Source organism: Promicromonospora sp. NPDC059942 (genome assembly GCF_042731755.1).
Classification (GTDB): Bacteria; Actinomycetota; Actinomycetes; order Actinomycetales; family Cellulomonadaceae; genus Promicromonospora.
This window is the reverse complement of the sequence record NZ_JBHWLR010000002.1, coordinates 15198-41903: the sequence shown is the minus strand read 5'-3', so window position 1 is coordinate 41903 and position 26706 is coordinate 15198. Positions and strand designations below refer to the sequence as shown.

The window sequence follows — 26706 nt, the reverse complement described above, 5'->3', positions numbered from 1 at the left end:
GCCTCGTTTTCTCCCCGCCCCCCCCCCTTTCCCTCCTTATCCACCCCCCCTCCTGTGTGCTCTCCCTGTCGCGTCCTTCCCCCCCCGCCCCGTCCGGAGCCCCCTGCGGTCGAACGCGTCGCCTAGTAGGCGGCGGCCTCGGTCTTGCGCTGCGGCCAGAGCGCGATGGCCAGGCCGGCCAGGACGCTCAGGGCGTGCAGCCCGTTGTCCGCGGCGTTGATGTTGAGGAAGTTGATCTCGGGGTTGCCCACCGCGAACAGGCCGTACACGAATGCCGCGCCGTACCCGGCCACGAGCAGCCAGCCGAACGTGCGCGCCTTGCCGATGGTGGACCACAGGCTGATCCCGACCACCCCGATCAGGAGGTGCACGATGTTGTGCAGCGGGTTGATCGCGAACCCGAGCAGCGTCTGGCTGTGGTCGTGCTCGGCGAACCCGCTGAACCCGGTCACGAGGAACCCCACGGCTCCCACCAGCAGGTAGACCACGCCGATCGTCAGGGCGAGCCACTGGGACACCCCGCGAGTGCGTGTCGAGGACATGGATTGCGTCATGGCGTTACTCCGTTCTGTTCGGCGTTCTCGCAGGTGGTTCGGAGCCGACACAGGTCCGGATGGGGCGGGTTTACGGCGACTTCTGCGCACGGGCGGAAGCGTTGCCGTGGCGAGTGCGCGACATCGAGGTAAGGGTGAAGGTCCAGGAGTCCCCGAACGAAGGAGAGGACGTCATGGGTATCGACGACAAGCTCAAGAACACTGCCGAGGACGTGACCGGCAAGGTCAAGGAGGCGACGGGCAAGGCCACCGACGACGAGGAGCTGGAGGCCGAGGGCCGGACGGACCAGGCCAAGGCCTCGCTCAAGAAGGCCGGCGAGAACGTCAAGGACGTCTTCAAGAAGAGCGACTGAGCCGAGCCGGCGGCTGAGCAGGACCTCAGGCCTGCTCGACGAGCCCCGCCTCGTACGCGAGGATCGCCGCCTGCACCCGGTTGCGCACACCGAGCCGCGCCAGGATCGTGCTGACGTGCGCCTTGACGGTGCCCTCCGAGAGGTGCAGGCGGGCAGCGACGGCCTGGTTGGCCAGCCCCTGGCCGACCAGGCCGAGCACCTCCGTCTCGCGCGGGGTCAGCACGCCCACCCGGTCGCTCGCCTCCCGCCGCCGGGCGGGGAGGCCCGTGCGGAACCCAGTGATCATCCGGTGCGCGATGCGCGGCGAGAGGTACGCGGCGCCCTCGGCCACCGCGCGCACTGCGATGATCAGCTCGCGGGGGTCGGCGGCCTTCAGCAGGAACCCGGCGGCCCCCTCGTCCAGCGCACGGGCGACGTAGTCGTCCTCGTCGAACGTGGTCAGCACGACGACCGCGACCTCCGGGGCCGCGCGCCGCAGCTCGGCTGCCGCCTCGAGCCCGTCCATGGTCGGCATGCGGACGTCGAGCAGGGCGACGTCGGGCCGGTGCCGCCGGGCGAGCTCGACCGCCTGCGCGCCGTCCCCGGCCTCCGCGACGACCTCAATGCCGGGGTCGCTGCCGAGGATGGCGGCGACACCCACCCGGAGCATGGCGTCGTCGTCGGCCAGCAGGACCCTGATCACGCGACCTCCCGCGCGGCCGGGATGCGGGCGCGCACGGCGAAGCCGTCGCCCGACGGACCCGCGCCGAACGTCCCACCCAGGAGCCGGACCCGCTCGGCGAGGCCGAGCAGGCCGCTGCCGCCCTGCCCCGGTTCCGGCGCCGCCGGTCCGCCGGCGTCGGTCACCTCGACCCGCACCGCGTCCTCGTCCCGCCGGACCCGCACGGTCACCGCGGCCCCCGGCGCGTGCCGGGCGGCATTGGTGAGCGCCTCCTGCACCACGCGGTGCGCGGCCTGCTCCGCCAGGCTCCCCGCGCCGTTCCCCGTGAGGCCGGACGCCGCGTCCGGCGCGTCGTCCAGCCGTACGTCCAGCCCGGCCGACGCCGCCCGCGCGACGAGCGCCGCGATCGTCTCGTGCGGCGGGGCGAGCGGCCCGTCCCCGGCCGGCCCGTCCCGGAGCGCGCCGAGCACGCCGCGGAGGCGGTCGGTGGCCTCCATGGCGGTGACGCGGATCCCGGCGACCGCCGCGCGGTCCGCGTGCCGGTCGGCGGGGGCCAGGCCGGCGGACACCTCCAGCGCCCCGGCCCGGACCGCGATGAGCGCGAGGTCGTGCCCCACCAGGTCGTGCAGCTCGGTCGCGATCCGGGCCCGTTCCTCGGCCCGGGCGCTCCGGGCGACGAGCTCCTGCTCGCGCTCGAGCCGGGCCACCCGCTCGCCCGCGAGCCGGGCGAGCTCCGCCTGCTGGCGGCGGTTGCGACCCGCCAGCCACGGCGCCACGACGAAGACGGCCAGGAGCATCGCCGCGGTGGCGGCCGTGCCGACGTCCACGACCGCGAGCGCCGCCGCCAGGACCGCCGCGCCGGCGAGCAGCCAGGCGGTACCGCGGGCGCGCAGGTGCCTGCCGTGCAGGTAGGCGAGCGGCGCGAGGGCGGGGAAGACGAGCTGCCGCCAGAGCGGCAGCGCGTCGGCCCCGATGCTGTTCAGGACCGCGAGCGCCGCGAGGGCAGCCAGGCCGACGCCGCCGGCGACCTCGTGGCGGTCGGGGCGGTGGTCGGTCACGCGGCCGACCCTACCGGGCTGCGTCGGGGCAGTCCCCGGAGCAGTACCCCGAGCCGGGCGCCGAGCACGCCGAGCCCGGCCAGCGCCGCCACCAGCAGCATCAGCACCGCGGGCAGCCCGAAGTAGAGCAGGGAGGGCCACGGGAAGGTGCGGCCGCCGGTGAGGAAGGACGCGAGCGCCGGCAGGAACGCGAGGACGACGGCGGGGAGCGCGAGCCACACCAGCCGCAGCGCGGTGGCCCACCGGGCCCGGCCCGCGCGGCGCGCGGCCCAGCGCGGCGCGTGCCGCACACCGACGACGCCGAGCGCGCCGGAGGCGAGCAGCAGGGCCGCGAGCCCGAGGTCGAGCGTCCGGGACCCGGCCGGGGGCTCGGGGTCCTCGCCCCGGGTCAGCGCGACCAGCCCGTCCAGCGCGGTCCGGGTGACGTCGGTGAGCCCCGCGCCGTTGGTCAGCACCGCGACGCCGTACCCGGTCGCCGGGTCGATCCACTCGACGGCCCGGTACGTCATGACGAAGCCGGAGTGCCAGCGTGTCCCGTCGTCCTCGGTGTGCCACCCGAGGCCGTAGTCGCCGACGGCGGAGGGCGTGTGCATCGCGTCCAGGCCGGCGGCGGAGACGAGCTGGCGGCCGTGCCCCGTCTGGCTGATCAGCCAGGGTCCCAGGTCTGCGGCGCTGGTGATGACGCCGGCGCTGCCGGTGTCGTCGAACCACCGGGGCTCGGGGCGCCGGACCCACCAGCCGAACAGGGAGTTGTACCCGTCGGCGGGCCGGACGACGTCGTCGCGGGTGGCGCTGCCGGTCATGCCGAGCGGCCCGAACACGCGCTCGGCCAGGAAGTCGCCGAAGTCCTGGCCGGAGGCCACCTCCACGAGGCGGGCGGCGAGGTCGAAGTTGACGTTGCAGTAGGCGTAGGTGGTGCCCGGGTCGGCGGCGAGGGCGTCGTCGTGCAGGCGGGCGACGTAGTCGCTGCGGGACGTCGCCTCGGCCAGGTCGGCGACGTCGACGCTCGTGTCGGCGAGCCCGGAGGTCTGGTCCAGGAGCTGGCGGACGGTGATCTCGTCGACCCGCGGGTCGGCCATCCGCAGCTCCGGGAGCTGGTCGGTGACGCTGCCGTCGAGGTCGATCTTCCCGTCCTCGGCCAGGATCACGACGGCCGTCGCGGTGAAGGACTTGGTGACCGACGCGATCCGCATGGGTGTGTCCGCGGTGACCGGGGACCCGTCCGCGTCGTGCCCGTACCCGGCGGCATGGACCACCTGGTCGTCGTGGGTCACCACGGCGGACAGGCCGGGCACCCCCGAGGCCTCGGCGAGGTCGGCGAGGTAGGTGTCGATCGCCTCGGGGGTGGGCGCGGCGGGCGGCGGCGCCGCGGCGGCCGGCGGGATACCCGCCGTCGCGATGCCCAGCGTCAGCAGCGCCGCCGTGAGATGCCTGGTCAGGGGTGCGTGTTCCATGTCCGGCACGCTAGGGAGCGGCCGGCCCCGGACACATCTGTCAGGTGTCCGGACCACCCCTGACGAAAGTCAGGGCCGCCAGCGTCGCGCGCGCCCCCGCCTGGTGCAGCGAGCCGAGCGCGTCGAGGTAGGCCGCGACGAAGCGCGGCTCGGTCACGAGCGACCCGAACAGGTCCGGGCTGCGCAGGAACGCCACGGCGTCGCCCCGCTGCGAGCGGGCGAGCGGCACGAGCCGGTCCGCGAGCCGGTCGACGACGTCGATGGGCTCGCCCTGCTCGTCGGTCCCCTCGGCGTACCGGGCCCAGCTCGCGACGATCGCCGCCGACCGGACGATCTCGCCGCCGGTGCCGAGCTGCTCGCGCACGATCGGCACCAGCCACTTCGGGATGCGGTCGGAGGTCTCCGCGCACAGCCGGGCGAGCGTGTCCCGCACCTCCGGGTTGCCGAACCGCTCCACCAGCGAGGTCTTGTACTCGTCGAGGTCGACACCGGGGACCGGCCGCAGGGTCGGCGTCGCCTCGCGGTCCATGAAGTCGCGCACGAACCGCGCCAGGGCGGGGTCCGCCATCGCCTCGTGCGCGTACCGGTAGCCGATCAGCCACCCGAGGTAGGCGATGGCCTGGTGGCTCGCGTTGAGCAGGCGGAGCTTCATCAGCTCGTACGGCTCGACGTCCGCGACGAGCTGCACGCCCGCGTGCTCCAGCGGCGGCCGGCCCAGCGGGAAGTCGTCCTCCAGCACCCACTGGAAGAACGGCTCGGCCACCACGGGCCAGCGGTCCGCGACGCCGAGCCGCTCGGCGACCAGGGCTCGGTCCGCGTCCGTGGTCACGGGCGTGATGCGGTCCACCATCGAGCTGGGGAACGCGACCTCGTCGTGCACCCACCGGCCGAGGTCCGGGTCGCGCAGGGCCGCGAAGGCGGCGAAGACGGTCCGGGCCTTCTCGCCGTTGCCCTGCACGTTGTCGCAGGACATCACGGTGAACGGCGGCAGGCCGCGCGCCCGCCGTCGGGCCAGGGCCTCCACCACGTAGCCGAACACGGTGGCCGGCACGGCCCCCGGCCGGGCGTCGGCGACGACGGCGGGCGCCGTCGCGTCGAACTCGCCCGTGACCTGGTCGAACCCGTAGCCGCCCTCGGTGATGGTCAGCGACACGATGCGGGTGTCCGGGTGCGCCATGCGCTCCAGCACGGCCTCCGGGTCGTCCGGCGCGAACAGGTACTCCACGATGCTGCCGACCACCCGCGCGTCGAGGCGCCCGTCCGGGTGCTTGGTCACCAGCGTGTACAGGCCGTCCTGCGCCTGGAGCGCGTCGCGCATGGCGGCGTCGCCGGGCAGCAGGCCGACGCCGCAGATGCCCCAGTCGCGGCCCTCGCCGCGGCGCAGCAGCTCGTCGACCGCGAGCGCCTGGTGCGCGCGGTGGAAGCCGCCGACGCCGAGGTGCACGATCCCGACGCGGACGCCGGCGCGGTCGTAGGGCGGCAGGCTCACGGCGCCCGTCCCGGCGTCTGGCCCGGCGTCGGGCAGCGGGACCGGCAGCGGGACGGCGAGGTCCAGCGTCACTTGATCGCTCCCATCGCCAGGCCGCGGACGAGCTGCTTCTGCGCGATCCAGCCCGCCAGCACCACGGGCACGATGGCGACGGTCGCCGCCGCGGACAGGACGGCCAGGAACTGGCCGCGGCCGTCCACGAAGCTGGTCAGGAACGGCGGGGTGGGCCGCGCCACCTGGGCCGTGAGGAGGTTCGCGAGGAAGAACTCGTTCCACGCGAAGATGAAGCAGATCAGGCCCGCGGCGGCGACGCCCGGCAGCACGATGGGCAGCACGACGCGGAAGATCTCGGTGCCGAGGCGGGCGCCGTCGAGCTGCGCGGCCTCGATGACCTCGCGCGGCACCTCGGCGAGGAACGACCGCATCATCCACACCGCGATGGGCAGGTTGACGCCCACGTAGAGGATGGTCAGCCAGGTGATGTTGTCGAGCCCGCCCACGGACTGGAGCAGCAGGTAGACCGGGATGATCGAGGCGGCCACCGGCATGAAGCGGGTGGAGATGAAGAAGAACAGGGCGTCGCGCACGTTGGCGACCGGGCGGATGCTCAGCGCGTAGGCGGCCGGGACGGCCAGCACGAGGACCAGCAGCGTGGACCCGACGCTCGCGCTGAGCGAGTTGATCAGGTACGGCAGCATGTCGCGCGCGAAGACGGCGTCGAACTGGTCGAGCGTGAGGTCGGGGGCGAAGGTGGGCGGCACCGTGGCGGCCTGGTGCTCGGGCTTGAAGGCCGTGAACACCATCCACGCCACGGGGAAGAAGAACATGAGCACGAGCACCCAGGTGACCGCGGTGATCAGGGCCCCTCGAAGGCGCGAGGAGGTCATCGGTCGATCCCTTCCGTGGAGAAGACCTTGAAGAGGGTGCGCAGCGCGACCGAGGCGACGACGATCGTGACGAGCACGGTCATCACGCCGTACGCGGCGGCCTCGCCGACCTCCAGGCCGACGAACGCCCGCTCGTAGAGCAGGTACGACAGCGTCTTGGTGCCGCCCGTGCCGCGGGTCATGATCGCGATCGGGTCGAAGACCTGCAGCAGCATGATCGAGGCCAGCAGCACCGCGATCTCGACGTACTGGCGCAGGTGCGGCAGCGTGATCGAGCCGAACGTGCGCAGCGCCCCGGCGCCGTCGACGGCGGCGGCCTCCAGGACGTCGCGGTCCTGCGCCTGGAGCCCGGCCAGCAGGATCAGCATGGCGAACGGCGTGTACTGCCAGGTCAGCACCAGGATGATCGTGAGCATCGGCAGCTCGGTGTTCCACGCCACGGGCGGCAGGCCGACCAGGCCGAGGCCCCAGTTGGCCATGCCGGTGGCGGCGTCCAGGATGGACCACTTCCACACCAGGGCCGCGGCGGCGGGCATCACGAGGAACGGCGTGATCATCAGGGTGCGGGCCACGCCTCGTCCCACGAAGTTCCGGTCGAGCAGCACGGCGAACAGCATGCCGAGCAGGGTCGAGGCCACCACGGAGGTGCCGGTGACGGCGACGGTCGCGGCTAGCGACGACAGGAACGAGCCGTCGCGCAGCACGGTCACGTAGTTGTCGAGGCCCGTGAACCCGCGGTCGCCGGGCCGCAGCATGTTCCAGCGCTGCAGCGAGTAGTAGATCGTCAGCACGAACGGGATCTGGGTCAGGACGATCGAGGTGGCCAGGGCGGGCCAGAGCAGGGCGCGCGAGACGGCCAGCCGGCGTCGGCGGCTCTGCTCCCCGGTGGGTGTCGTCCGCTGTGGCCGACGGCGCGTCGGGGCGGACATCAGAACGGTCATCGGACCCTCCTACTTCTGGGCGTCGCCCGCCTCCTGGGCGAGGTCCTGGGCGCGGTCGAGCACGGGGGCGAGCTCGCTGCGGCCCGCGAAGACGTCGGCCAGGTCCTGCGAGACCTGGTTGCCGAGGTCCTGGAACTCCGGGATGGTGACGTACTGGATGCCGGTCCACGACTGCGGTGCGACACCCGGCTGCTCGGGGTTCACGGCGAGCATGATGTCGCGCGTGATGGGCGCGAACGACGCCGCGGCCTCCTCGTACTCCGGGATCTCGTACGTCGAGTTCCGCGCGCCCGGGGGCACCCGGCTCCAGCCGAGTTCCGTGCCGACGAGCTGGTGGTACTCCTTGCTGGTGGCCCACTTCACGAACTCGACCGCGGCGTCCCGGTTCTGCGTGGTCTCGGGGATCGCGAGGTTCCACGACCACAGCCAGCCAGACTCCTCGGTCTCGACCACGGGCGCGTGGGCGTAGCCCATCTTGCCCGCGACCTGCGACGACTCCGGGTCCTCCAGCAGGCCGGCGGCAACCGTCGCGTCCACCCACATCGCGGACCGGCCCTGGCTCACGTTGTTCAGGCACTCGGTGAAGCCGGTGGAGACGGGGTCGGCCTCGCCCGCGTCCTCGACCAGGTCGACGTAGAACTGGACGGCCTCGGCGAACTCCGGCTGGTCCACCTGCGCGTTCCAGTCGGCGTCGAACCAGCTCCCGCCGAACGTGTTCACCACCGTCGTCAGCGGCGCGAAGACCTCGCCCCAGCCGGGCTTGCCGCGCAGGCAGATGCCGTCGACGTCGTCCGTGTCGACCTCGCGGGCGATGTCCGCGACCTCCTGCCACGTCGGGTGCTCGGGCATGGTCACGCCCGCCGCGTCGAGCAGCTCCTTGTTGTACATGAGCATCGAGGACTCGCCGTAGAACGGGACGGCGTACAGGGAGTCGTCGACGGTGAGCGCGTCCTTGACCGGCTCGAACAGGTCGTCGACGTCGTAGTCCGCGTCGGACTCGAGGTCGCCCGTGAGGTCGGTGAGCCAGCCGTTCTGCGCCCAGATCGGCACCTCGTAGGAGCCGACGGTGACGATGTCGTACTGGCCGCCGTCGGTCGCGACGTCCTTGGTGACGGCGTCGCGCAGGTCGTTCTCCTCCATCTGGATGAAGTTCACCGTGATGTCCGGGTGCTCCTCCTCGAAGGCGGACTTCAGCTCCTCCATGTCCTTCATCTGCGGGTTGTTGACGGTCGCGAGCGTGAGCTCGACCGGACCGCCGTCCTGTCCCGCGGCGTCGCCGTTACCGCCGCCTCCCGCTCCGGCGCAGGCGGTCAGCGCCAGCGCGAGCGCCGCGGTCGCGAGGCCGGCGGGCGCGGCCTGGCGGCGCGCAGTTCTCGTGAGCATCATTGCTTCGACCCTTCTGGTCACGTCGTCGTGAGGTGTCGTGGTGCCGCACATCGTGGGCCGGGCCGCATACCGGGTCAACGAGGGTGAAACCCAAACGGTCAGCGAGACTGTGGTATCGCACAGCGCGGTGGGGTCCGGGGGCCCGACGGCGGGGCGCGCGCGGCTCACCTGGGGCGACGCGGCCGGCGCCGGGGTCCGTTCTGCCCGGTTCTACACCGCGCCGTCGCCGGGGAAAACGCATCCCGCACCGGGCACGAACTGCTGGTCCCGAGGGGTCGACCGGTCACGCCGTCAGACCTGGACGATCTCCGCCCCGGCCGCGTGGAACGCGCGCGCCCGCGCGGCGCCGAGCTGCGTGCCGGTGATCATCGCCTCGAAGTCGTCGAGGCCGGCGAACCGCACGAAGCTGGTCACGCCGAACTTGTGGTGCGCCCCGATGAAGATCCGGCGCCGGCTCACCTCGATCGCGGCAGCCTTCACGCCCGCGACCGCCGGGTCGGGCGTGGTCAGGCCGTCCTCAACGGTCACCCCGTTCGCGCCGATCAGCCCGAGGTCGAGGCGGAAGGTGCGCAGCATGTCCACGGCGGCGCCGTCGACCACGCCCAGGGTCTTGCCCCGCACCCGCCCGCCGATGATGATCACCTGCACGTTGGGCCGGGCCGACAGCTCCGTCGCGACCGGCAGGGACGCCGTGACCAGCGTGAGCTCACGGTCGGTCGGCAGGGCCCGCGCCGCGAGCAGCGGCTGGAACCCCTCGTCGACAAAGATCGTCCGCGCCTCCCCCAGGCGCCGCGCCACCTCGGCGGCGATCCGCGCCTTCTCCTCCGGGAAGCTCTCCCGGCGCTGCGACAGCGCCGTCTCGAACGAGCTGGTCTCGACCGGGAAGGCGAGCCCGTAGCTGCGCCGCACCAGGCCCTGGGCCTCCAGCTTGCGCAGCTCGCGGCGCACCGTCTCCTGCGAGACGGACAGCATCCGAGCCGACTCGCTCACCTCGATGCGGCCGCGCCGCCGCACCAGGGCGAGCAGCTCCGCGGATCGCGCGGCCTGCCGGACGGCGCTCGCCGGCACCGCACCGGACGCGTCGAGCGCCATCGCCTGCTCCCGTCGTCGGGCTCCTGGGCCCCCGATTCTGCCGCTTGCCGCGACATCCCGGAACCCCCGGTCGCAGGTCAGCCCGCCAGCAGCGCACCCCGTGCGGCGCCCGCGAGCGCCTCGGCCAGCTCCTCGACCCGCTGCGGGTCGGCCGGGATCTGGGGCGTGGCGACGCGGAGCCAGGCGGGGCGCGGCGGCGTGGCGAACGTGCGCGACGACGGTGTGAGCACCATCCCGCGCGCCCCGAGCTCGACCAGGGCCTCGTCCTCGTTCTCGGCGCGCAGCCAGACGACGAGGCCGCCCGGGGGTGTCGCGGTGCGCACGTCGCGCGCGGCGAGCGCCCGGGTCAGGTCCCGGCCGCGTTCCGCGTACCAGCGGCCGGAGTCCGTCACGAGGCTGCCGACACCGGGGTTGGCCAGGAGGTACGCGAGCGCGTTCTGCAGGATGCGGCTCTGGGCGAGGATGCCGTGGCTGCGCAGGCGGCGCACGCCGAGCACCACGTCGCGCGCCCCGCCGACGACGGTGGTGCGCAGGTCGAGCCCGAAGGCGCGGCAGAAGGACGTGATCCGCACGACCCGGCCGGGCAGCAGCTCGCCCAGGCTGAGCGGCCGCACCGGGGCCAGCGGGCCGAGCACGTCCTCCTCCAGGACCCAGGCGTCCGGGGCATGCTTCGTGAGCACGTCGGCGAGCTCGGCGAGCCGCGGCGCGGTGACGGCGCCCTCCAGCGTGAACTCCCCGCCCGGCTGGTAGACGAAGGTGCGCGCACCGGCGGCCAGGGCGCGCTCCAGCGCGCCGGGGAGCGGGCCGGAGGCGTCGGAGGCGACGCCGACGACGTCGAAGCCGACGGAGCGCAGGTTGCCGATGGTGCCGGAGACCGCGGGCTCCTGGACGGCGATCAGCCCGCCCGGCGCGGTGGCCGCCTCGGCGGTGAGCAGCGTGGCCTCGCCGGCCCCGCTGACGGTCACCCACTCGGCGGCGTCGAACGGCCAGTCCTGGCGCACGGCGTCGAGCAGCGCGGGCGTGATCGCCTCGCGGCGCAGCGAGTTGGTCTGGGGTTCGCGCAGGCTGTGCGCGAAGGCCTCCAGCAGGTCGGGCAGCCGGTCGGTCGTGGGGTGCGCGGACGAGAGGTCCACCGAGGACCAGCCGTCGAACACGGGCGGCTCCCCCGCGCGCGGCCACAGGGGCGCGCTGGCCGGGCCGGCCACGATGGTGCCGCCGCGCCGCCGCGTGGTGACCAGGCCGCGGTCGACCAGGAGGGACCAGGTGCCCGCGATGGTCGAGCGGCCGAGGCCGGACGCGGTGGCGACCTCCTCGATCGTGGGCAGCCGGGTGCCCGGCGCGAGCACGCCCTGCTCGATCCAGGCGGTGAGCTGCTCGGCGAGCGCCGGGCCGGACAACCCGCGCACCGATGCGATCAGGTCGGACGGCGTGCCCGGGGTGGTACTCGCGGCGTCGGGTCCTGTGGTCGTCATCGCCCCTCGTCAGTCTGTTCCGGCACTTATCATCCAGATGTATATCAGGCGAGCGCAGGGTCGCGCGACCACCTTCCATCCGCGCGCAGCCGTTGTCTCACCAGGCGGACGGCACGGGGATCGGCTTGGAGCGATCGGCCCGCCGTGGTTAACGTCTACCCGTGATCATGAATCTTCCATCACATATGGGTGTGGTGGACACGGCCGACCGGATCCGCTCCGGTCGCGAGAGCGCGCGCTCCGTCGCGGAGCACGCCCTCGCCCGGGCGGACGCCGTCGACCCGGCCGTGCGGTCCCTCGTGTGGCGCGACGACGCCGCGACGCTCGCGGCCGCGGACGCCGTCGACCGCGCGCGGGCCGCCGGCGCGGACCTGCCGCCGTTCGCCGGCGTGCCGATCACGGTCAAGGACACGTTCGCGGTCCAGGGCCAGCCGTGGACCCGCGGCTCCCTCGCGATCGACGAGACGCCCGCGCCGTCGACCGACCTGCTGCCCGCCGCGGCGTTCGCCGCCGGCTTCGTCCAGCTCGGGCGCGCGGCCACGCCGGAGCTGGCCATGACCACGTCCTGCGAGAGCCCGCGCTCCGGCGTCACGCACAACCCGTGGGACCTGACCCGCTCGCCGGGCGGGTCCAGCGGCGGTTCTGCGGCGGCCGTGGCCGCCGGCATCGTGCCCGTCGCGCTCGCGAGCGACGGCGGCGGCTCGCTGCGGGTCCCGGCCGCGTTCTGCGGCCTGGTCGGCCTCAAGCCCGGCCGCGGCCTGCTCCCCCAGCGCGTCCAGGGCTGGGAGGGCGGCGCCACCGAGGGCGTCGTCACGCGCACCGTGGCCGACACGGCCGCCGTCGTGACGCACCTGGCCGCGCCCGACCCGCTGGCCTGGTCGCGCGGCCCCGCCGCCCCGGACTACCTCGCCCTGCTGGACCACGCGCCCGACCCGCTGCGGGTCGGGCTGCTCACCCGCTCCTGGGACCCGCGCATCGAGGTCGACGCCGCGTGCGTCGCCGCGGTGCAGGACGTCGCGGCCGTGCTGCGCTCCCTGGGGCACACGGTCGTCGCGCTCGACGCCCCGGAAGAGGGCGCCGAGCTCATGGACCTGTACCCGGGCGTCGTCATCCCGGCGTGGCTGCGGCAGACGCCGCTGGACCATCCCGAGCTCCTGCAGCCGTACATCCACCGCGTGATGGACCGGGCCGACACCCTCGGCGCGGCCGAGTACGTGCGCGGGGCCGTCCGGATGCGCGCCCTGGCCCGCACGGTCACCGAGGCCCTGTTCGGCGCCGCCGACGTCGTCCTCACCCCCACGACCGCCACCCGGGTGCCCGCGACCGGCGTCGTGCTGGACGAGCTGACCCGGCAGGCGCCGTCCCGCGACTCCGTCGTGTACGAGCGCACGCTCGCGTTCACCACCGTGCCGAGCGTGCTCGGCACCCCCGCCCTGACCCTCCCCACCCACCTGGACGACGACGGCCTGCCGCTCGGCACGCAGCTCGTCGCCCCGCAGGGCGGCGAGGCCCTCCTGCTCCGGCTCGGCGCCGTCCTGGAAGGGCACTACGCCTGGGACCGCCGCCTGCCGCCCCACCACCCCGAAGGAACGAGAACACGATGACCTCCCGCTCCACGCGCCGGACCGCCCGGCCCCTGACCCGCACCCTCGCCGTGACGACGGCCCTGGCCCTGACCGGCTCGCTGGCCGCCTGCTCCGCGGACGACGCGGGCGGCGACGCCGCCGGCGGCGACCTGTCGGGCCGCACCCTCAAGGTCGCGGTGTACGCCGGCTCCTGGGGCGAGTCGTTCGCCAAGGCCTTCGTCGAGCCGTTCGAGGAGGAGACCGGCGCCACCGTCGAGCTCGTGCCCGGCGGCCCCGCCGACTGGCTCACCGCGCTGCGCTCCACCAAGGGCGGCACGCCCGCCTACGACGTCGTCGCGTTCACGCCCAACGTCATCCCGAGCGCCGTCTCGGCGGGCGTCGTCGCCGAGCTCGACACCGCCCGGATCGAGCAGTTCGACCAGCTCAACACCGTGCTCGCCGAGCAGAGCAACGTGGGCGGCACCCAGTACGGCGTGCCCCTGACCGTGGGCTCCACCGGCATCGCCTACCGCACCGACAAGGTCGACGAGCCGCCGACCGACTGGTCCGACCTGCTCGACCCGGCCTACTGCGGGCACGTGGCCGTCTCGCCGCTGACCTTCAACACGGGCGTCGAGTTCGTCGCGGGCCTGATCAACGAGGCCGGGGGCAGCATCACCAACCCGGACGACGTCGACGCCGCGTTCGAGCAGCTCGAGACCCTCAAGGACTGCGCCTCCACCTTCCCCGCCGACGGCACGAGCGTCGAGACCGCGCTCTCGAACGGCGACGCCTGGGTCGCGGCGCACTGGGACGGCCGCGCGTTCGTGCAGCAGAACGCGGGCGAGCCCATCGGCTTCGCCTACCCCGCCTCGGGCTCCGTGGGCGCCCTGACCTCGCTCTTCGTCACTGAGGGAACGCAGGAGGAGGAGCTGGCCTACACGTTCCTGAACTACGTCGCCTCCAGCGAGTACCAGCCCGTCTTCTCCGAGGGCACCTGGTACGCCGCCTCCAACGACCAGAACGAGTACCCCGCGCAGTTCGACGAGCAGATCACCAGCGGCAAGGGCGCGTACGACGACTTCGTGTGGGTCGACTACGAGGCCATCACCCCGCAGCTCCCGGACCTGCAGGCGCGCTGGCAGGAGATCTTCGGCTGATGACTGCGACCCAGGGCCGCGTGGAGATCCGCGGGCTCAGCGTCGGGTACGGCGGCGACCCGGTGCTGGAGCTCGACGAGCTGACGATCGAGGCGGGCGAGTTCCTCTCGGTCCTCGGTCCGTCGGGCTGCGGCAAGTCGACGCTCCTGTCCGTGCTCGCGGGGTTCGTCGCGCCGACGACGGGGACCGTCGTCATCGACGGCGAGGACGTCACCCATGTGGCGCCGAACCGCCGCGAGACGGGCCTGGTGTTCCAGAGCTACGCCCTGTTCCCGCACATGACGGTGCGGCGCAACCTGGAGTACGGGCTGCGCACGCGGCGCGTGCCGCGCGACGAGCGGGCCGAGCGCGTGCGCGACGCCCTGCGGCTGGTCGACCTGGTCGACTACGCGGACCGTTACCCGCAGCAGCTCTCCGGCGGCCAGCAGCAGCGCGTCGCCATCGCCCGCGCGCTGGTCACGCGGCCGCGGGTGCTGCTGCTCGACGAGCCGCTGTCCAACCTGGACGCCAAGCTGCGCCGCCAGATGCGGCACGAGCTGCGCGAGCTGCAGCGCGAGGTCGGCACCACCACCGTGTTCGTCACGCACGACCAGGCGGAGGCGCTCGCGCTGTCCGACCGGGTCGCGCTGCTCGCGCACGGCGACCTGGAGCAGCTCGGCACCCCCGAGGAGCTGTACCGCACCCCGCGTACCCGGTTCGCCGCGGACTTCGTCGGCGCCGCGAACCTCCTGCCGGTGGCGGACGGCGACGGCGGGCCCACGGTGCTGGGGCGGCCGGTCCGGCTCGGTTCCGCGGGCGCGACCGTCGCGCTGCGGCCCGAGCACGTGCGGGTCGTCGAGCCGGGCGGGGACGCCGCGGCGGCGACCGTGCTCTCGGTCGGCTTCGCCGGCGAACGGTACGAGTACCGCCTGCGCACCACGGACGGCACCGAGCTGCTCGCGAGCCCCGCGGACGGCGGACGCCGCTTCGCCGAGGACGAGAGCGTCGGGCTCACGTGGTCCGACGACGCCCTCCTGCCGCTCGGGGCGGCCTGACGTGCCGGCCACCCGCACCCGCTCCCGCGACCTGCGCGGCCACGTCGCCGCGATCGTGCCCACGGCCTTCGTCGTGGTCGCGTTCCTGGTGCCGCTGGTCGGGCTGCTCCTGCTGAGCCTGCGCCCCACCGACCAGATGAACAACGTGCTGCCCGGGTTCACCGGGGCGCAGTACGCCGAGGTCTTCGGCACGCCCTACCTGTGGGGCTCGGTCGTCGAGAGTCTCTGGCTCGCCGTCCGGGTCAGCGTCACGTGCCTCGTCCTGGCGTTCCCCCTCGCCTGGTACCTCGCCCGCTCGACGTCGGGCGTGGGCAAGTCCCTGGTCTTCGTGGTCACCCTGTCCCCGCTGCTGACCAGCGAGGTCGTGCGGTCCTTCGGCTGGCGCGTGGTCATGTCGGGCGAGGGCCCCGTCAACGTCACGCTCCAGGCCCTCGGGCTGATCGACGAGTCCCTGCCGCTGCTGCGCTCGCCGTGGACGGTGTTCCTCGCCGTCGTGCACGTGCTGCTGCCGTTCGCCGTGCTGGCCCTGTCCGCGTCGCTCGGCGCGATCGACAACCGGCTGCTGCAGGCCTCCGCCGACCTAGGCGCGTCCGCGCTGCGCACGTTCCGCTCCGTGGTGCTGCCGCTGGCCACCCCGGGCGTCGTGGCCGCGACCGTGATCGTCTTCTCCCTGAGCATGGGCGTGTACGTGACGCCGCTGCTCGTGGGCGGGGCCAACCAGTCCCTGGCCGGGCTCCGGATCCAGACCGAGGCCATGGTCGCCTTCGACCAGCCGCGCGCCGCCGCCCTGAGCTTCGTGCTCCTGGCCGTCACGCTCGCGGTCTGCGGCCTGATCGGCCTGCTGGGCCGGTTCGCCGAGAGGGGGCGTCGTGCCTGACCGTCGTGTCGTTCGCGTCACCGGCGCCGGCCGGGCCCGCGCCCGCCGCGCGCTGACACTCGTGCCCGTGGTGCTCGTCTGCGCCTTCCTGCTGCTCCCGCTCGCCGTCGTCGCGCTGAGCTCGTTCAACGCCGGGAACAACTTCCGGTTCCCGCCGTCCGGCCTGAGCCTGCGCTGGTACGCCGAGGTGTTCGGCTCCGCGCAGTGGCTCGACTCGCTCGGCTACTCGCTGCTGCTCGTGCTGCTCGTCGTGCCGGTCGTCGTCGTGCTGGGCACCCTCGGCGGGTACGCCGTCGGCGCCGGGAACTTCCCCGGCCGGCGCGCGCTCGGCCTGCTGTTCCTGTCCCCCATGGCCGTGCCCGGCGTGATGGTCGGCCTGGCGCTGCTCTACCAGCTCCAGCGCACCGGCATGGTCGGCTCGGCGCAGGGCCTGTGGCTCGCGCACCTGGTGGTGACCTTCCCGTTCTGCGTGCGGGTCGTCGCGGTCAGCGCCGCGGCACTCGACCCCGCGCTGCCCCGCGCCGCGCGGTCGCTCGGGGCGTCGCCGCTGCGCACCTTCCTCACCGTGACCGTGCCGCTCATGCGGCCGGGGATCGTCGCCGGGGCATTCCTGGGCGCCGTCATCTCGCTCGGCGAGGTCGCGGTGTCCGTGCTGGTGGCGGGCGCCGGCGAGGCCACCGTGCCCGTGCGCATCTACTCCGCGGTGCAGGTCCAGCTCGAACCCACCGTCGCGGCCGTCTCCACGCTCCTGCTGCTGGTCAGCGTGGCGACCATCGCCGTGCTCGACCGCACCGTCCACGTCTCGAGGTTCCTCTAACCCATGTCATCCCCCGTGGCTGTCCCCGCCGGACGTCGTCGCTGGCGCATCGGTATCGACGTCGGCGGTACGTTCACCGACCTGGTCGCCGTCCCCGGCGACGGCGTCTCGTGGTCGCTCGCCGACGCGATCACGCACAAGGTGCCGAGCACCCCGCACGACCCCTCCGAAGGGGTCGAGACAGGGCTGGCGCAGCTCCTGGCGCGCGGGATCGCCGTCGACGACGTCGCGGCGGTGGCCCACGGCACCACGATCGGCCTCAACGCGATCCTCCAGGGCCGCGTGGCCCGGGCGGCGCTCGTGACCAGCGCGGGGCACCGGGACGTGCTGCAGATCGCCCGCGCGCGGATGCCGCGGTCGTTCGACCTGCACGCGACCCCCGCGCGGCCCGTCGTGCCGCGCGAGCACGTGCTGGAGGTGGCGCACCGGTTCGCCGCGGACGGCGCCGCCGTCGGCACCGGGGTGGACGACGCCGAGCTGGACCGGCTCGTGGAGCGCCTGACCGCCGTCGCGCCCGAGGTCGTGGCCGTGAGCCTGGTGGGCGGGTACGCCGCGCGCGAGGCCGAGCAGCTCCTGGCCGACCGGCTGGCCGCCGCCCTGGACGTCCCGGTGACGTCGGCCGCCGCGGTGTGGCCCGAGGCCGGCGAGTACGAGCGCACCACGCTGGCGCTCCTGGACGCCCAGATCACGCCGCTGATGACCGGCTACTTCACCGCGCTGCGCGAGCGCCTGCGTCGCCTGCGGGTCGACGCCCGCGTCTACATCACCACGTCGAACGGCGGCTCGGTGTCCATCGAGGACGCGATCCGGCGTCCCGTGCAGACCGTGCTCTCGGGGCCGGCCGGCGGGGTGTCCGCCGCCGCGACCGCGTGGCCCGGCACGGACATGGTCACCGTGGACATGGGCGGCACGAGCAGCGACATCGGCGTGCTGCGCGGCGGCCGCCCCGTCCTGACCACGACCGCCACCGTGGGGCCGCACCCGCTGATGACTCCCGTGGTCGAGGTGTCCGCGATCGGCGCGGGCGGCGGGTCCGTGATCAGCGCCGACCGGTCGGGCGCCCGGGCGGTGCTGCGCGTCGGCCCGGCGAGCGTCGGCGCCGTGCCCGGCCCGGCCGCGTACGGCGCGGGCGGCACGCAGCCCGCCCTGACCGACGCCTACGTGCACGCCGGCGTCATCGACCCGGCCACGTTCCTGGGCGGCACGTTCCCGCTGCGCGCGGACCTCGCGACGGCGGCGCTCGGGCGGGTCGCGGACGAGCTGGCGGAAGATGCCGGTGCCGACGGCGTCACCGACGCCGCGCTGCGTGTCGCGTCGGTCGGCATGGCCGCACGCCTGCGGACCGTGCTGGCCGCGCACGGCGAGGTGCCCGAGCGGTACACGTTCGTCGCCTTCGGCGGGGCCGGCGGCACACATGCCGCGCTGCTGGCCGACGAGGTCGGCGTCCGCCGCGTGCTCGTCCCGGCCGCGGCCGGGACCTTCTGCGCGCTGGGCGCGGCGATCGCCCCGATCCGGCGCGACGTCGCGCGCACGGTGCGCACCGCCGTCGTGCCGGAGAACCTCGACGCGCTGACGGCGGCGTCGGCCGGGCTGGAGCGCGAGGTACTGGACTGGCTGCGCACGCAGGACGTCGCCGCGGCAGGCACCGTGACGCTGAGCGCCGACCTGCGGTACGCGGGCCAGCCGACCACGCTGGAGGTGGTGCTCGCGGAGCGGCCCACCGAGGCGGGCGCGACGGAGCCGCTGCGCCTGGAGATCGAGCCGATGCTGCGCCGCTTCGCCGAGCAGCACGAGCGGGTCCACGGGTTCGCGGACCCCACTGCGACGGTGCGCGCCGAGACGCTGCGCGCGAGCGTCAGCGTGCGCCTCGGCGAGGTGCGCTCCGGGCACGGCGGCGCGGCGTTCGTGAAGACGGGCGCGCGGGACGTGCGGTACGACGGGACGCCCCGTCCGGCGAGCGTGCACACGCTCGGGTCGGACGGCGAGGCGTCGGTGACCGGCCCCGCCGTGATCGAGAAGGCGGACACGACGGTGCTCGTGCCGGCCGGGTGGACCGCGACGAGCGACGACGGCGGGAACCTGCACCTGGTGCGGTTGTTTGCTGGTACCGAGAACGCCGGTACCGAGAACAAGGAGGGCTGAGCCGTGCTGACGACGGTCGAGAAGGACGTCGCCCACACGCGGCTGCAGGCCGCGGTCGAGGAGATGTGCCTGACGCTGCGGCGCGCGAGCCGCAGCCTGTACGTGCGCGACGCCGCCGACTTCGCGTGCGCCGTGGCCGACCTGTCGGGCCGGTTCGTCGCCTACCCGCAGGACGTCGGCGTCTCCGGATTCGTCGGGCTGGACCTGACCCCCGCGATCGAAGCCGCGACGGCGGGCGGGCCGCTGGCGCCCGGCGACGTGGTGCTGACGAACGACCCGTACCTCTCCGGCGGCCTCTCGACGCACCTGCCCGACGTGCACGCGATCGCGCCGCTCTTCGACGGCGACGAGCTGGTCGGGTACGGCTGGGCTTTCGTGCACGTGTCCGACGTCGGCGGGCGCGTGCCCTCCTCCGTGAGCGTGCTCAACGACTCCGTGTTCGCCGAGGGGCTGCGGATCCCGCCCCTGCGGTACGTCCGCGCTGGGACCGTGGTGCCCGAGGTCGAGGCGATCCTGGCGGCCAACTCCCGCACGCCCGAGGCCAACCGGGGCGACCTGCACGCGATGCTCGCCGCGCTGGACACCGGACGGCGGCGGGTCGGCGAGCTCACCGCCGACCTCGGCCCGGCCGGGTTCGCCGACGTCGGCGCCTTCGCCCGCGAGCAGAGCGCGGCCCGCGCCCGCAGCGCCCTGCGCGCGCTCGCCGACGGCACCTACCGCTTCGAGGACTACCTCGACAACGACGGCGTGAGCGGCGTGCCGCTGCGGGTCGTGGTCACGGCCACGGTCGACGACGGCGCCGTGCACCTCGACCTGACGGGCACCGACCCGCAGGTCGAGGCCGCGCTGAACATGGTGACGTTCGGGCGCGCGCACTCGTGGGTGGTCACGCGGCTGTTCGCACTGATCGGCACGCTCGACCCGGCCGTGCCGCTCAACGGCGGGCTGATGGACGTCATCGGCTTCACCGCGCCCGAGGGCACGCTGCTCAACGCGACCGGCACCGCGGCGACCGGCGTGCGGCACGCCACGACGTCGCGGGTGAACGACGTGGTGTCCGGGGCGCTGGTCCAGGCCGCCCCCGAGGTACTGCCCGCGGCGTCCAGCGGGCTGGTCGTGCCCGTCGTCTTCGCGGCGGCCGACGGGTCCCGCGTGGACGTCGTCGAGCCGATGGTCGGTGGCACCGGGGCGCGGCACGGCGCCGACGGCGCGGACGGGCGCGACTCCGGCATCTCCAACCTCTCCAACAACCCGGTCGAGACCGTCGAGGCGAACGTGAGCGTGCGCGTGCTGCGCTACGCCCTGCGGGCCGACTCCGGCGGCGCCGGACGGTGGCGCGGCGGCTCCGGCCTGGAGCTGGAGTTCGAGGCGCTGACCGACGGCGGGCTGCTGGCCCGCGGGCTGGAGCGGCTGCGGTTCCGGCCCTGGGGCTTCGCGGGCGGGCGGCCCGGCGCGCTGACCGAGCTCGTGGTCAACGAGGGCCGCGCCGACGAGCGGCGGCTGTCGGTCGTGGACGTGCACCCGCTGCGCGCCGGCGACCGCGTGGTGCTGCGCACCTCCGGCGCGGGCGGCTACGGCGACCCGCTGGAGCGGGACGAGGCGGCCGTGCTGGCGGATGTCGCCGCAGGGCTCGTCACTCCCGGTGCGGCGCTGGAGGCGTACGGGGTCGTGGTGCGCGACGGCGTGCTGGACGTCGCCGCGACCGCGGCGGAACGGACGGGGCGTTCCGTTGCGGCGGAGGTTGGCCGGGCACACTCGCTCGGCCCCGAGCGCGAACGCTGGGAACGGGTCTTCCCCTCCGCGCTCGCCGACCGGCTCGACATTTACCTCCGCACGCTGCCGACGACGACGCGCGCGGCCCGGCGCCGGGAGATCCTCGGGGGTGTGCTGGCCGGGCTGCCCGACCGGTTCCCCGGCGTGGCCGCGTCCGAGGAGGCGCTCGTCGTGGCGGAGCATGCGTTCGCGGAAGCCGTGGCGGACGTGACCGGCGCCGCGTGAGCGACGCACACATGATGCCGTTCGACGCCGTGATCGTCGGCGGCGGACCGCGGGCCGTCGCCGTCGTCGCCCGGCTCGCCGCCCGGCGTCGGCCGGACGCGCCCTCGGGCGCGGCACCCGACGGGACGCTTCCCGTGCTGCGGATCGCCGTCGTCGACCGGGTGGAGGTCGGCGCCGGGGCGACCTGGCGTACCGACCAGTCCCCGCTGCTGCTGAACAACACGTGGGCGGCGCGCACCACCGTGCACGCCGACGCCTCCACGCCGATGACCGGGCCCGTCGTCGCCGGGCCGGACCTGGTCGACTGGGCGCACGCTGCGGCGTCGGACACCGACTCCCGCCCGGGCACCGACTGGGCCCGGGACGAGGCGCGCGGGCTCGGCCCCGGCTCGTACCCGACCCGGCGGCTCCAGGGCGCCTACTACCTGGACCAGCTCGACGAGGCCGCGCGGCGCGGGAGCATCGAGGTGGTGCCGGTGCACGGCACGGTCGTGGACGTGCGCGCGGCGGGGTTCGGCCTACGGGAGGTCGTGCTCGCGGAACAGGCCGCCGCGAGCGCCTCCGCTCGCCCGGCCGCTGCGAGCGCCTCCGCTCGGCCGCCCGCCCCGAGCGCCGTCGTCGAACCGGCGATCCTGACCACCCCCGTCGTCGTGCTCGCGCAGGGCATGATCCAGGCCAGGCGCTCCGCCCGCACCGAGCGGTTCGCCGACGCCGCCCGCGCGCACGGCCTGGTCTACGTCGAGCCGGGCATGCCCGCCGAACGCGACTGGGACGCCGTGCCCGCCGGCGAGGACGTACTGGTCGCGGGCCTGGGCGCCAACTTCTTCGACGTGCTCGCACTACTGACCGTGGGGCGCGGCGGCCGGTTCGTCGACGCCGGTACCGGTGCGCCGACCGACGCGTCCGGCCGCCCCTGCGACGACGGCGGCGCCGACGGTCCCCACGCGGGCGCCGCCCTGCGCTATGTCCCGAGCGGCAACGAACCGCACCTGCTCGCGGGATCGCGGCGCGGGCTGCCGTACCGGGGCAAGGGCGCGCTCGCCGACGGGCTGCCCACGCCCTACGTGGCGCGGATCGCGACGCGCGAGCGCTTCGCCGCCCTGGCGGCCCGCGCGGGCGGGCGGCCCGTGCTCGACCTGGCGCGTGACGTCTGGCCGCTGCTGTCCGCCGAGCTGGTGCTCGCCCACCTGACGGCGCTGGCCGAGCACCGGCCGTCCGCCCTGCGCCCGGGCCTGACGCCGGACGGCATCGCGGAACTCCTGGAGCAGTCCGCCGACCCGGTGCGCGCGGCCGCCGCCCTCGTCGTCGACCCCGCGGACGCCGTCGACCCGGCGCGCGCGGACCGGCCGCCGCTCGTCGACCCGTCGGCGTGGCCCGCGTGGGTCGAGGGCTGGGTGCGCGACGAGCAGGAGTCGGTGTCGTCCCCGCTCACGTCCCCGCGCGCCCGCGTCAACCAGGCCATGGAGACGCTGCGCGGCGAGGTCGCCCGGCTCACGCGGGCGGGCGTCGTCGACGGCGCGTCCCTGGAGGCATTCGGCGAGGGCGTGCTGATCCCGCTCGGCCTCGCACTCGCCTCGGGCCCTCCCCCACGGCGGACCGCCCAGCTCCTCGCGCTCGTCCGGGCCGGCGTCGTGGAGCTGCTCGGCGAGAACACCGGCATCGAGGTCGAGGACGGCGCATTCGTCGCACGCAGCAGGGTGCGCGACGCCGTCCGCACCCGGGCGCTGATCGAGACCCGGATGCACCGGGGCGCCGTGAGCCCGACCGACGACCCGCTGCTGCGCGCCCTGCTCGACTCCGGTCGGGCGCGCCGCCACCCGCTGCCCACGGCGGCGGGCGGCACGGTCGCCTCCGAGAGCCTCGACGTGACCAGGGACGGCTGCGCGCTCGTGGACGCCGCGGGCGCCGCCGACGACCGCGTCGTCGTGCTCGGTATCCCCGCCGAGGCCGTCCAGCGCGGCTCCGCGATCGGCGCGAGCCCGGGCGTGCCGTCCCCGCTGCTCGCGGGGGCGGACGTCGCGGCGGCGCGGATCCTCGGCGTCGTCTTGCCCGAGGCCGGCCCGTCAGACCGGCTCTAGCCGCTCGCCGCCGTCGGGCGCACCTGGCTCGGGGCGTAGCCGAAGCGCCGACGGAAGGCCCGTCCGAAGGACCCCGGGTCGAGGAACCCGGAGCGCTGGCACGCCGTCTGCACGCCGTGCCCCCGTTCCAGCATGCCGTGCGCGAACTCGAGACGGATCCGCCGCACCTCGGACGCGGGTGATCGCCCGACGTCCGCGAACAGGGCCTGAAGCGATCGCACCGAGACGTGCGCCTCGGCGGCCAGGTCGGCCACGGAGAACATGGGGTCCGCGAACCGTTCGTGGATGATCGCGTACAGCCCGTCGCGCAGCACTGCCCGCGACCGGGGGCGGGCGGACGCCGGCGCCGAGTCACGCAGACGCTCCTCAGCCCGGTGCCGCACGGCGTCGGGAGCGGTGGGCATGAAGCTCAGGACCGTGGCACCCGTGTCGTGGAGCCTTCTCGTCGACCAGTGCACCGGGCGTGGGTCTCCCGCACGCGTCACGAACCATTCCTGGCCCTGATGCTCCAGTCCCTGAGCGCAGATGATCGGACACTCGTCGGGTGGATATGCGGTCCCGTCGAGCCGGTTGCGGTGGAGCAGCTCATGACTGGGACCACCCACGAGATCGAGCTCGTTCCGGTAGCCGAGGAAAGAGACCGCTGCCCTGTTCGCGACGACCACGGATCCTTCAGGTCCGATGACCCATAACGGAACGGGAGCCTCACTGACCACATCCGCGAGCAGCAGCCATTCCGCGGCATGCTCCGCGGTGGGTTTCGTCGGGTATTGCGCCAGTGCGGCCATCGGTTCCTCCGTTCTCCCGGGGACGGTACGCGCAGGGCGATCCCGCGGCCGTTGCGCAGACGTTTCACGCTCGTAAAAGGACGTTGCGGCTGCGCTTTCTGCGCATAACCGTTCGCAAACGGCCTGGGAGTGCGGATGCCGGTTCGGTGAGATGAAGGCACACGGGCGGTACCCGACCGCCCCTTTCCGACCGGAGATCAGATGACGACATGGAACAGCACGCGTGAGGCCGCGACGCAGGACGTCCGCACATCCCTGCGCCGGTCGGGAACGACCTGGGCACAGGTCGCCGAAGAGATCGACCGCCCCCTGCTGTGGACCATCGCCGCGCTCCTGGGTTCGCACCCGGTCCCCGCCGACGTCGCCGAGGCGGTCGGCCGGCGGCTGGAGCTCGACGAGGACACCGTCGTCGCCCTCCAGGAGCAGCCGTACCGCCTGAACGGCGACACCCTCCGGGCGGACCCGACGATCTACCGCTTCTACGAGCTCCTGGACGTCTACGGCCCGGCCCTCAAGGAAGCCATCCACGAGGAGTTCGGCGACGGGATCATGAGCGCGATCAACTGCAACGTCGAGATCTCCCGCCGGGAGGACCCGGACGGGGACCGCGTCCGCGTCATCATCGACGGCAAGTTCCTGAAGTACCAGTGGTGACCGAGACCTCGATACGGAGCCCCCTCATGTCTTACGTTGCCCCCAAGGACTTCGCGATCCGGATGGTCGACGCCGGCCAGTCCAAGGCGTTGATGTCCACCCGCGACACCCTCATCCGCAGCTACATGGCCGGCGCGATCCTCGCCCTGGCCGCCGCCTTCGCCGTCACCGTCAGCGTGCAGACCGGCCAGCCGCTCGTGGGGGCCGTCCTCTTCCCGGTCGGCTTCTGCATGCTGTACCTGCTCGGCTACGACCTGCTGACCGGGGTGTTCACGCTCGTCCCGCTCGCGTGGCTGGACAAGCGCCCCGGCGTGACTGGCGCGGCCGTGCTCCGCAACTGGGGGCTCGTCTTCCTCGGAAATTTCGCCGGGGCGCTGACGACCGCCCTGCTCATGGCCATCGTCGTCACCTATGGCTTCTCCAGCCCGCCGAGCGAGGTCGGCCAGGCGATCGGTGTGATCGGTGAGGGCCGGACCGTGGGTTACGCGGAGCACGGAGCGGCCGGCATGCTCACCCTTTTCGTGCGCGGAATCCTCTGCAACTGGATGGTCTCGACCGGCGTCGTCGGCGCCATGATGTCGGACAGCCTCGCGGGCAAGGTCATCGCGATGTGGATGCCGATCCTGGTGTTCTTCTACATGGGTTTCGAGCATTCCGTCGTCAACATGTTCCTCTTCCCGATCGGGCTCATGCTCGGCGGCAATTTCACGATCACCGATTATTTGATCTGGAACGAGCTGCCGACCGTGCTCGGCAATCTCGTCGGAGGACTGATGTTCGTCGGAGTCGTGATCTATCGCACGCACCTCAGGACTGCCCCGGAAAGGGTGCTGCGCTAAGCCGTCCCGTCCCGGACGGCCCGGCGGACCGACTCGTCGTGCTCGGCGTGCGCCCGGTGCAGGAGGTCCATGAGCTCGCTCTCGTCGCGGGCCTTCTGCCGGTACTTCTCGCCGAGGTTCTTGATCGTCGTCTCCTCCTCGCAGAGCGCCGCGTAGACCCGGATGCGCTCGGCGTGGTCGGCCGTGTAGCCGAGGTCCAGGTATTCCGTCGCGTGCCGGCGGGCGTTGGCGATAGCCGTCTGCGCCCGCCCGGCCTTGCTCCACAGCGAAGCGACCACGGTCACCGTGATCACCCCGAGGATGACCGTGAGGGACAGACCCGTGCTGATCTCGAAGACCGGTACCGGCTCGCCGCCGTTGATGAACGGCACGTTGTTCTCGTGCAGCGCGTGGAGCACCAGCTTGACCCCGATGAAGGCGAGGATGATGGCCAGCCCGTACGAGAGGTAGATCAGCCGGTCGAGCAGGCCGTCCAGGAGGAAGTAGAGCTGACGCAGGCCCAGCAGCGAGAACGCGGTGGCGGTGAACACGATGTACACGTCCTGCGTCAGGCCGAAGATCGCGGGGATCGAGTCGAGCGCGAACAGCAGGTCCGTGCCGCCGATCGCCACCATGACCAGCAGCATCGGGGTCAGCGCCCGCTTGCCGTCGTGGATCGTGAACAGCTTGTCGCCGTCGTAGTCCGGGCTCGTGTGGAACAGCCTGCGGGCGACCCGCACCGCGATGTTCTCCTCGTGCCGTGACTCCGAGCTCTCCGGCTTGAGCATGTTGCCGGCGGTGACCAGCAGGATGAGGCCGAAGATGTAGAACACCCACGCGAACGAGTTGATCAGGGCCGCGCCGAGGAAGATGAACCCGGTGCGCGCGGCCAGCGAGAACGTGATGCCGAACAGCAGGACCTTCTGCTGGTCCTCCCGCGGCACGCGGAAGCTGGTCATGACGATGAGGAAGACGAACAGGTTGTCGACCGACAGCGCCTTCTCGGTGATGTAGCCGGAGAAGTACTCCGACCCCGCGGCGACCCCGCCCAGCACCAGCACACCCACCCCGAAGAGCAGCGCGATCCCCACGTAGATCGAGGACCAGATCGCGGCCTCTCTCAGCCCGGGGACGTGCGCCTTGCGCACGTGGAAGAAGTAGTCGAAGAGGAGCAGCAGCACGATCCCTGCGACCGTGAGCGTCCAGACGAGCGGCGAGACATCCATGCGGCCTGCTTTCGGTCGAGGGACAGAGCCGCTCGCTGCCCGCGACGGTTCGGGCAACGAGGTGGCGGGTGTCCGGACGAGGCGAGGTCTTAGAGGTTACTAGTCGGGGCGGGTCGGTTCTCGTCGAACGCATGGATCTTTTCGACGTCGGGCCGAGCGACGACAACGCGGCGCCCGATCACCGGAGCCGACGTCCGTGTCA

23 protein-coding genes are annotated in these 26706 nt (G+C 73.7%); 11 read left to right on the top strand and 12 right to left on the bottom strand.

The window, feature by feature from the left end:
* Positions 1-122: 122 nt before the first annotated feature.
* The gene (locus ACFV9Q_RS02780) at positions 123-542 is read right to left on the bottom strand and encodes a DUF4383 domain-containing protein (protein WP_377227765.1); all 420 of its coding nucleotides are present in this window, start codon (positions 540-542) and stop codon (positions 123-125) included.
* 185 nt (positions 543-727) lie between these two features.
* Here ACFV9Q_RS02780 and ACFV9Q_RS02775 point away from each other — a divergent pair, with 185 nt between their 5' ends.
* A complete protein-coding gene (locus tag ACFV9Q_RS02775) occupies positions 728-907 on the top strand; it encodes a CsbD family protein (protein WP_377227764.1) in 180 nt (59 codons plus the stop codon).
* Positions 908-932: 25 nt separating this feature from the next.
* Here the strand turns inward: ACFV9Q_RS02775 and ACFV9Q_RS02770 are convergent, their stop codons facing one another.
* The 9 genes from ACFV9Q_RS02770 to ACFV9Q_RS02730 all read right to left on the bottom strand — a co-directional run bounded on the left by ACFV9Q_RS02770 (position 933) and on the right by ACFV9Q_RS02730 (position 11347).
* Positions 933-1589: a response regulator gene (locus ACFV9Q_RS02770; RefSeq protein WP_377233037.1), complete on the bottom strand. Its 657-nt coding sequence runs from the start codon at positions 1587-1589 to the stop codon at positions 933-935.
* A complete protein-coding gene (locus ACFV9Q_RS02765) occupies positions 1586-2626 on the bottom strand; it encodes a sensor histidine kinase (protein ID WP_377233036.1) in 1041 nt (346 codons plus the stop codon). The genes ACFV9Q_RS02770 and ACFV9Q_RS02765 overlap by 4 nt, the downstream gene beginning before the upstream one ends.
* Complete coding sequence (locus tag ACFV9Q_RS02760; protein ID WP_377233035.1) at positions 2623-4080, bottom strand: serine hydrolase domain-containing protein; 1458 nt, start codon at positions 4078-4080, stop codon at positions 2623-2625. The genes ACFV9Q_RS02765 and ACFV9Q_RS02760 overlap by 4 nt, the downstream gene beginning before the upstream one ends.
* A 40-nt stretch (positions 4081-4120) precedes the next feature.
* Positions 4121-5617: a mannitol dehydrogenase family protein gene (locus ACFV9Q_RS02755; protein ID WP_377233444.1), complete on the bottom strand. Its 1497-nt coding sequence runs from the start codon at positions 5615-5617 to the stop codon at positions 4121-4123.
* A 20-nt stretch (positions 5618-5637) separates the two neighbouring features.
* Complete coding sequence (locus ACFV9Q_RS02750) at positions 5638-6456, bottom strand: carbohydrate ABC transporter permease (protein ID WP_377233034.1); 819 nt, start codon at positions 6454-6456, stop codon at positions 5638-5640.
* Positions 6453-7397 carry a carbohydrate ABC transporter permease gene (locus tag ACFV9Q_RS02745; RefSeq protein ID WP_377233033.1) on the bottom strand — a complete coding sequence of 315 codons (945 nt, stop codon included), beginning with the start codon at positions 7395-7397 and terminating at the stop codon, positions 6453-6455. Before ACFV9Q_RS02745 ends, ACFV9Q_RS02750 begins: the two co-directional genes overlap by 4 nt.
* 9 nt (positions 7398-7406) lie before the next feature.
* Entirely contained in the window at positions 7407-8780 is a 1374-nt protein-coding gene (locus ACFV9Q_RS02740) for an ABC transporter substrate-binding protein (RefSeq protein WP_377233032.1), read from the bottom strand.
* Positions 8781-9074: 294 nt separating this feature from the next.
* A complete protein-coding gene (locus tag ACFV9Q_RS02735) occupies positions 9075-9875 on the bottom strand; it encodes a DeoR/GlpR family DNA-binding transcription regulator (protein WP_377233031.1) in 801 nt (266 codons plus the stop codon).
* 77 nt (positions 9876-9952) lie between these two features.
* On the bottom strand, positions 9953-11347 hold the full coding sequence (locus tag ACFV9Q_RS02730; RefSeq protein ID WP_377233030.1) for an aminotransferase class I/II-fold pyridoxal phosphate-dependent enzyme: 1395 nt from the start codon (positions 11345-11347) through the stop codon (positions 9953-9955).
* A gap of 191 nt (positions 11348-11538) precedes the next feature.
* Between ACFV9Q_RS02730 and ACFV9Q_RS02725 the strand changes: the two genes are divergently transcribed.
* The 8 genes from ACFV9Q_RS02725 to ACFV9Q_RS02690 are packed head-to-tail and all read left to right on the top strand — an operon-like array spanning position 11539 to position 23018.
* Positions 11539-12951 carry an amidase gene (locus ACFV9Q_RS02725; protein WP_377233029.1) on the top strand — a complete coding sequence of 471 codons (1413 nt, stop codon included), beginning with the start codon at positions 11539-11541 and terminating at the stop codon, positions 12949-12951.
* Complete coding sequence (locus ACFV9Q_RS02720) at positions 12948-14072, top strand: PotD/PotF family extracellular solute-binding protein (protein ID WP_377233028.1); 1125 nt, start codon at positions 12948-12950, stop codon at positions 14070-14072. The genes ACFV9Q_RS02725 and ACFV9Q_RS02720 overlap by 4 nt, the downstream gene beginning before the upstream one ends.
* Entirely contained in the window at positions 14072-15106 is a 1035-nt protein-coding gene (locus ACFV9Q_RS02715) for an ABC transporter ATP-binding protein (protein WP_377233027.1), read from the top strand. Before ACFV9Q_RS02720 ends, ACFV9Q_RS02715 begins: the two co-directional genes overlap by 1 nt.
* 1 nt (position 15107) lies before the next feature.
* Positions 15108-15983, top strand: a complete 876-nt coding sequence (locus ACFV9Q_RS02710; RefSeq protein WP_377233026.1) for an ABC transporter permease — start codon at positions 15108-15110, stop codon at positions 15981-15983.
* The gene (locus ACFV9Q_RS02705) at positions 15976-16800 is read left to right on the top strand and encodes an ABC transporter permease (RefSeq protein WP_377227750.1); all 825 of its coding nucleotides are present in this window, start codon (positions 15976-15978) and stop codon (positions 16798-16800) included. The genes ACFV9Q_RS02710 and ACFV9Q_RS02705 overlap by 8 nt, the downstream gene beginning before the upstream one ends.
* Before the next feature lie 3 nt (positions 16801-16803).
* Positions 16804-18942 (top strand): hydantoinase/oxoprolinase family protein, encoded by a 2139-nt coding sequence (locus ACFV9Q_RS02700; RefSeq protein ID WP_377233025.1) that lies wholly within the window; start codon positions 16804-16806, stop codon positions 18940-18942.
* A gap of 3 nt (positions 18943-18945) precedes the next feature.
* A complete protein-coding gene (locus ACFV9Q_RS02695; protein WP_377233024.1) occupies positions 18946-20940 on the top strand; it encodes a hydantoinase B/oxoprolinase family protein in 1995 nt (664 codons plus the stop codon).
* On the top strand, positions 20937-23018 hold the full coding sequence (locus tag ACFV9Q_RS02690; protein WP_377233023.1) for an FAD/NAD(P)-binding protein: 2082 nt from the start codon (positions 20937-20939) through the stop codon (positions 23016-23018). Before ACFV9Q_RS02695 ends, ACFV9Q_RS02690 begins: the two co-directional genes overlap by 4 nt.
* Here the strand turns inward: ACFV9Q_RS02690 and ACFV9Q_RS02685 are convergent.
* Entirely contained in the window at positions 23015-23806 is a 792-nt protein-coding gene (locus ACFV9Q_RS02685) for a helix-turn-helix domain-containing protein (RefSeq protein ID WP_377233022.1), read from the bottom strand. The genes ACFV9Q_RS02690 and ACFV9Q_RS02685 overlap by 4 nt on opposite strands.
* Positions 23807-24007: 201 nt before the next feature.
* On the opposite strand from ACFV9Q_RS02685, the gene cynS reads away from it, so the two are divergent.
* Both cynS and ACFV9Q_RS02675 read left to right on the top strand, forming a co-directional pair.
* A complete protein-coding gene (gene cynS / locus ACFV9Q_RS02680; protein ID WP_377233021.1) occupies positions 24008-24460 on the top strand; it encodes a cyanase in 453 nt (150 codons plus the stop codon).
* Between the two features lie 26 nt (positions 24461-24486).
* A complete protein-coding gene (locus tag ACFV9Q_RS02675; protein WP_377233443.1) occupies positions 24487-25299 on the top strand; it encodes a formate/nitrite transporter family protein in 813 nt (270 codons plus the stop codon).
* On the opposite strand, the gene ACFV9Q_RS02670 is transcribed toward ACFV9Q_RS02675, so the two are convergent.
* Entirely contained in the window at positions 25296-26504 is a 1209-nt protein-coding gene (locus ACFV9Q_RS02670; protein WP_377233020.1) for a TerC family protein, read from the bottom strand. The two genes, ACFV9Q_RS02675 and ACFV9Q_RS02670, sit on opposite strands and share 4 nt — an antisense overlap.
* Between the last annotated feature and the right edge of the window lie 202 nt (positions 26505-26706).

Excerpts from the sequence above, each read along its gene's own strand:
- ACFV9Q_RS02780 (WP_377227765.1), bottom strand. The coding sequence starts at position 542 with ATGTCCTCGACACGCACTCGCGGGGTGTCCCAGTGGCTCGCCCTGACG.
- ACFV9Q_RS02775 (WP_377227764.1), top strand. The coding sequence starts at position 728 with ATGGGTATCGACGACAAGCTCAAGAACACTGCCGAGGACGTGACCGGC.
- ACFV9Q_RS02760 (WP_377233035.1), bottom strand. The coding sequence starts at position 4,080 with ATGGAACACGCACCCCTGACCAGGCATCTCACGGCGGCGCTGCTGACG.
- ACFV9Q_RS02750 (WP_377233034.1), bottom strand. The coding sequence starts at position 6,456 with ATGACCTCCTCGCGCCTTCGAGGGGCCCTGATCACCGCGGTCACCTGG.
- ACFV9Q_RS02745 (WP_377233033.1), bottom strand. The coding sequence starts at position 7,397 with ATGACCGTTCTGATGTCCGCCCCGACGCGCCGTCGGCCACAGCGGACG.
- ACFV9Q_RS02740 (WP_377233032.1), bottom strand. The coding sequence starts at position 8,780 with ATGCTCACGAGAACTGCGCGCCGCCAGGCCGCGCCCGCCGGCCTCGCG.
- ACFV9Q_RS02735 (WP_377233031.1), bottom strand. The coding sequence starts at position 9,875 with ATGGCGCTCGACGCGTCCGGTGCGGTGCCGGCGAGCGCCGTCCGGCAG.
- ACFV9Q_RS02730 (WP_377233030.1), bottom strand. The coding sequence starts at position 11,347 with ATGACGACCACAGGACCCGACGCCGCGAGTACCACCCCGGGCACGCCG.
- ACFV9Q_RS02720 (WP_377233028.1), top strand. The coding sequence starts at position 12,948 with ATGACCTCCCGCTCCACGCGCCGGACCGCCCGGCCCCTGACCCGCACC.
- ACFV9Q_RS02715 (WP_377233027.1), top strand. The coding sequence starts at position 14,072 with ATGACTGCGACCCAGGGCCGCGTGGAGATCCGCGGGCTCAGCGTCGGG.
- ACFV9Q_RS02700 (WP_377233025.1), top strand. The coding sequence starts at position 16,804 with ATGTCATCCCCCGTGGCTGTCCCCGCCGGACGTCGTCGCTGGCGCATC.
- ACFV9Q_RS02685 (WP_377233022.1), bottom strand. The coding sequence starts at position 23,806 with ATGGCCGCACTGGCGCAATACCCGACGAAACCCACCGCGGAGCATGCC.
- cynS (WP_377233021.1), top strand. The coding sequence starts at position 24,008 with ATGACGACATGGAACAGCACGCGTGAGGCCGCGACGCAGGACGTCCGC.
- ACFV9Q_RS02675 (WP_377233443.1), top strand. The coding sequence starts at position 24,487 with ATGTCTTACGTTGCCCCCAAGGACTTCGCGATCCGGATGGTCGACGCC.
- ACFV9Q_RS02670 (WP_377233020.1), bottom strand. The coding sequence starts at position 26,504 with ATGGATGTCTCGCCGCTCGTCTGGACGCTCACGGTCGCAGGGATCGTG.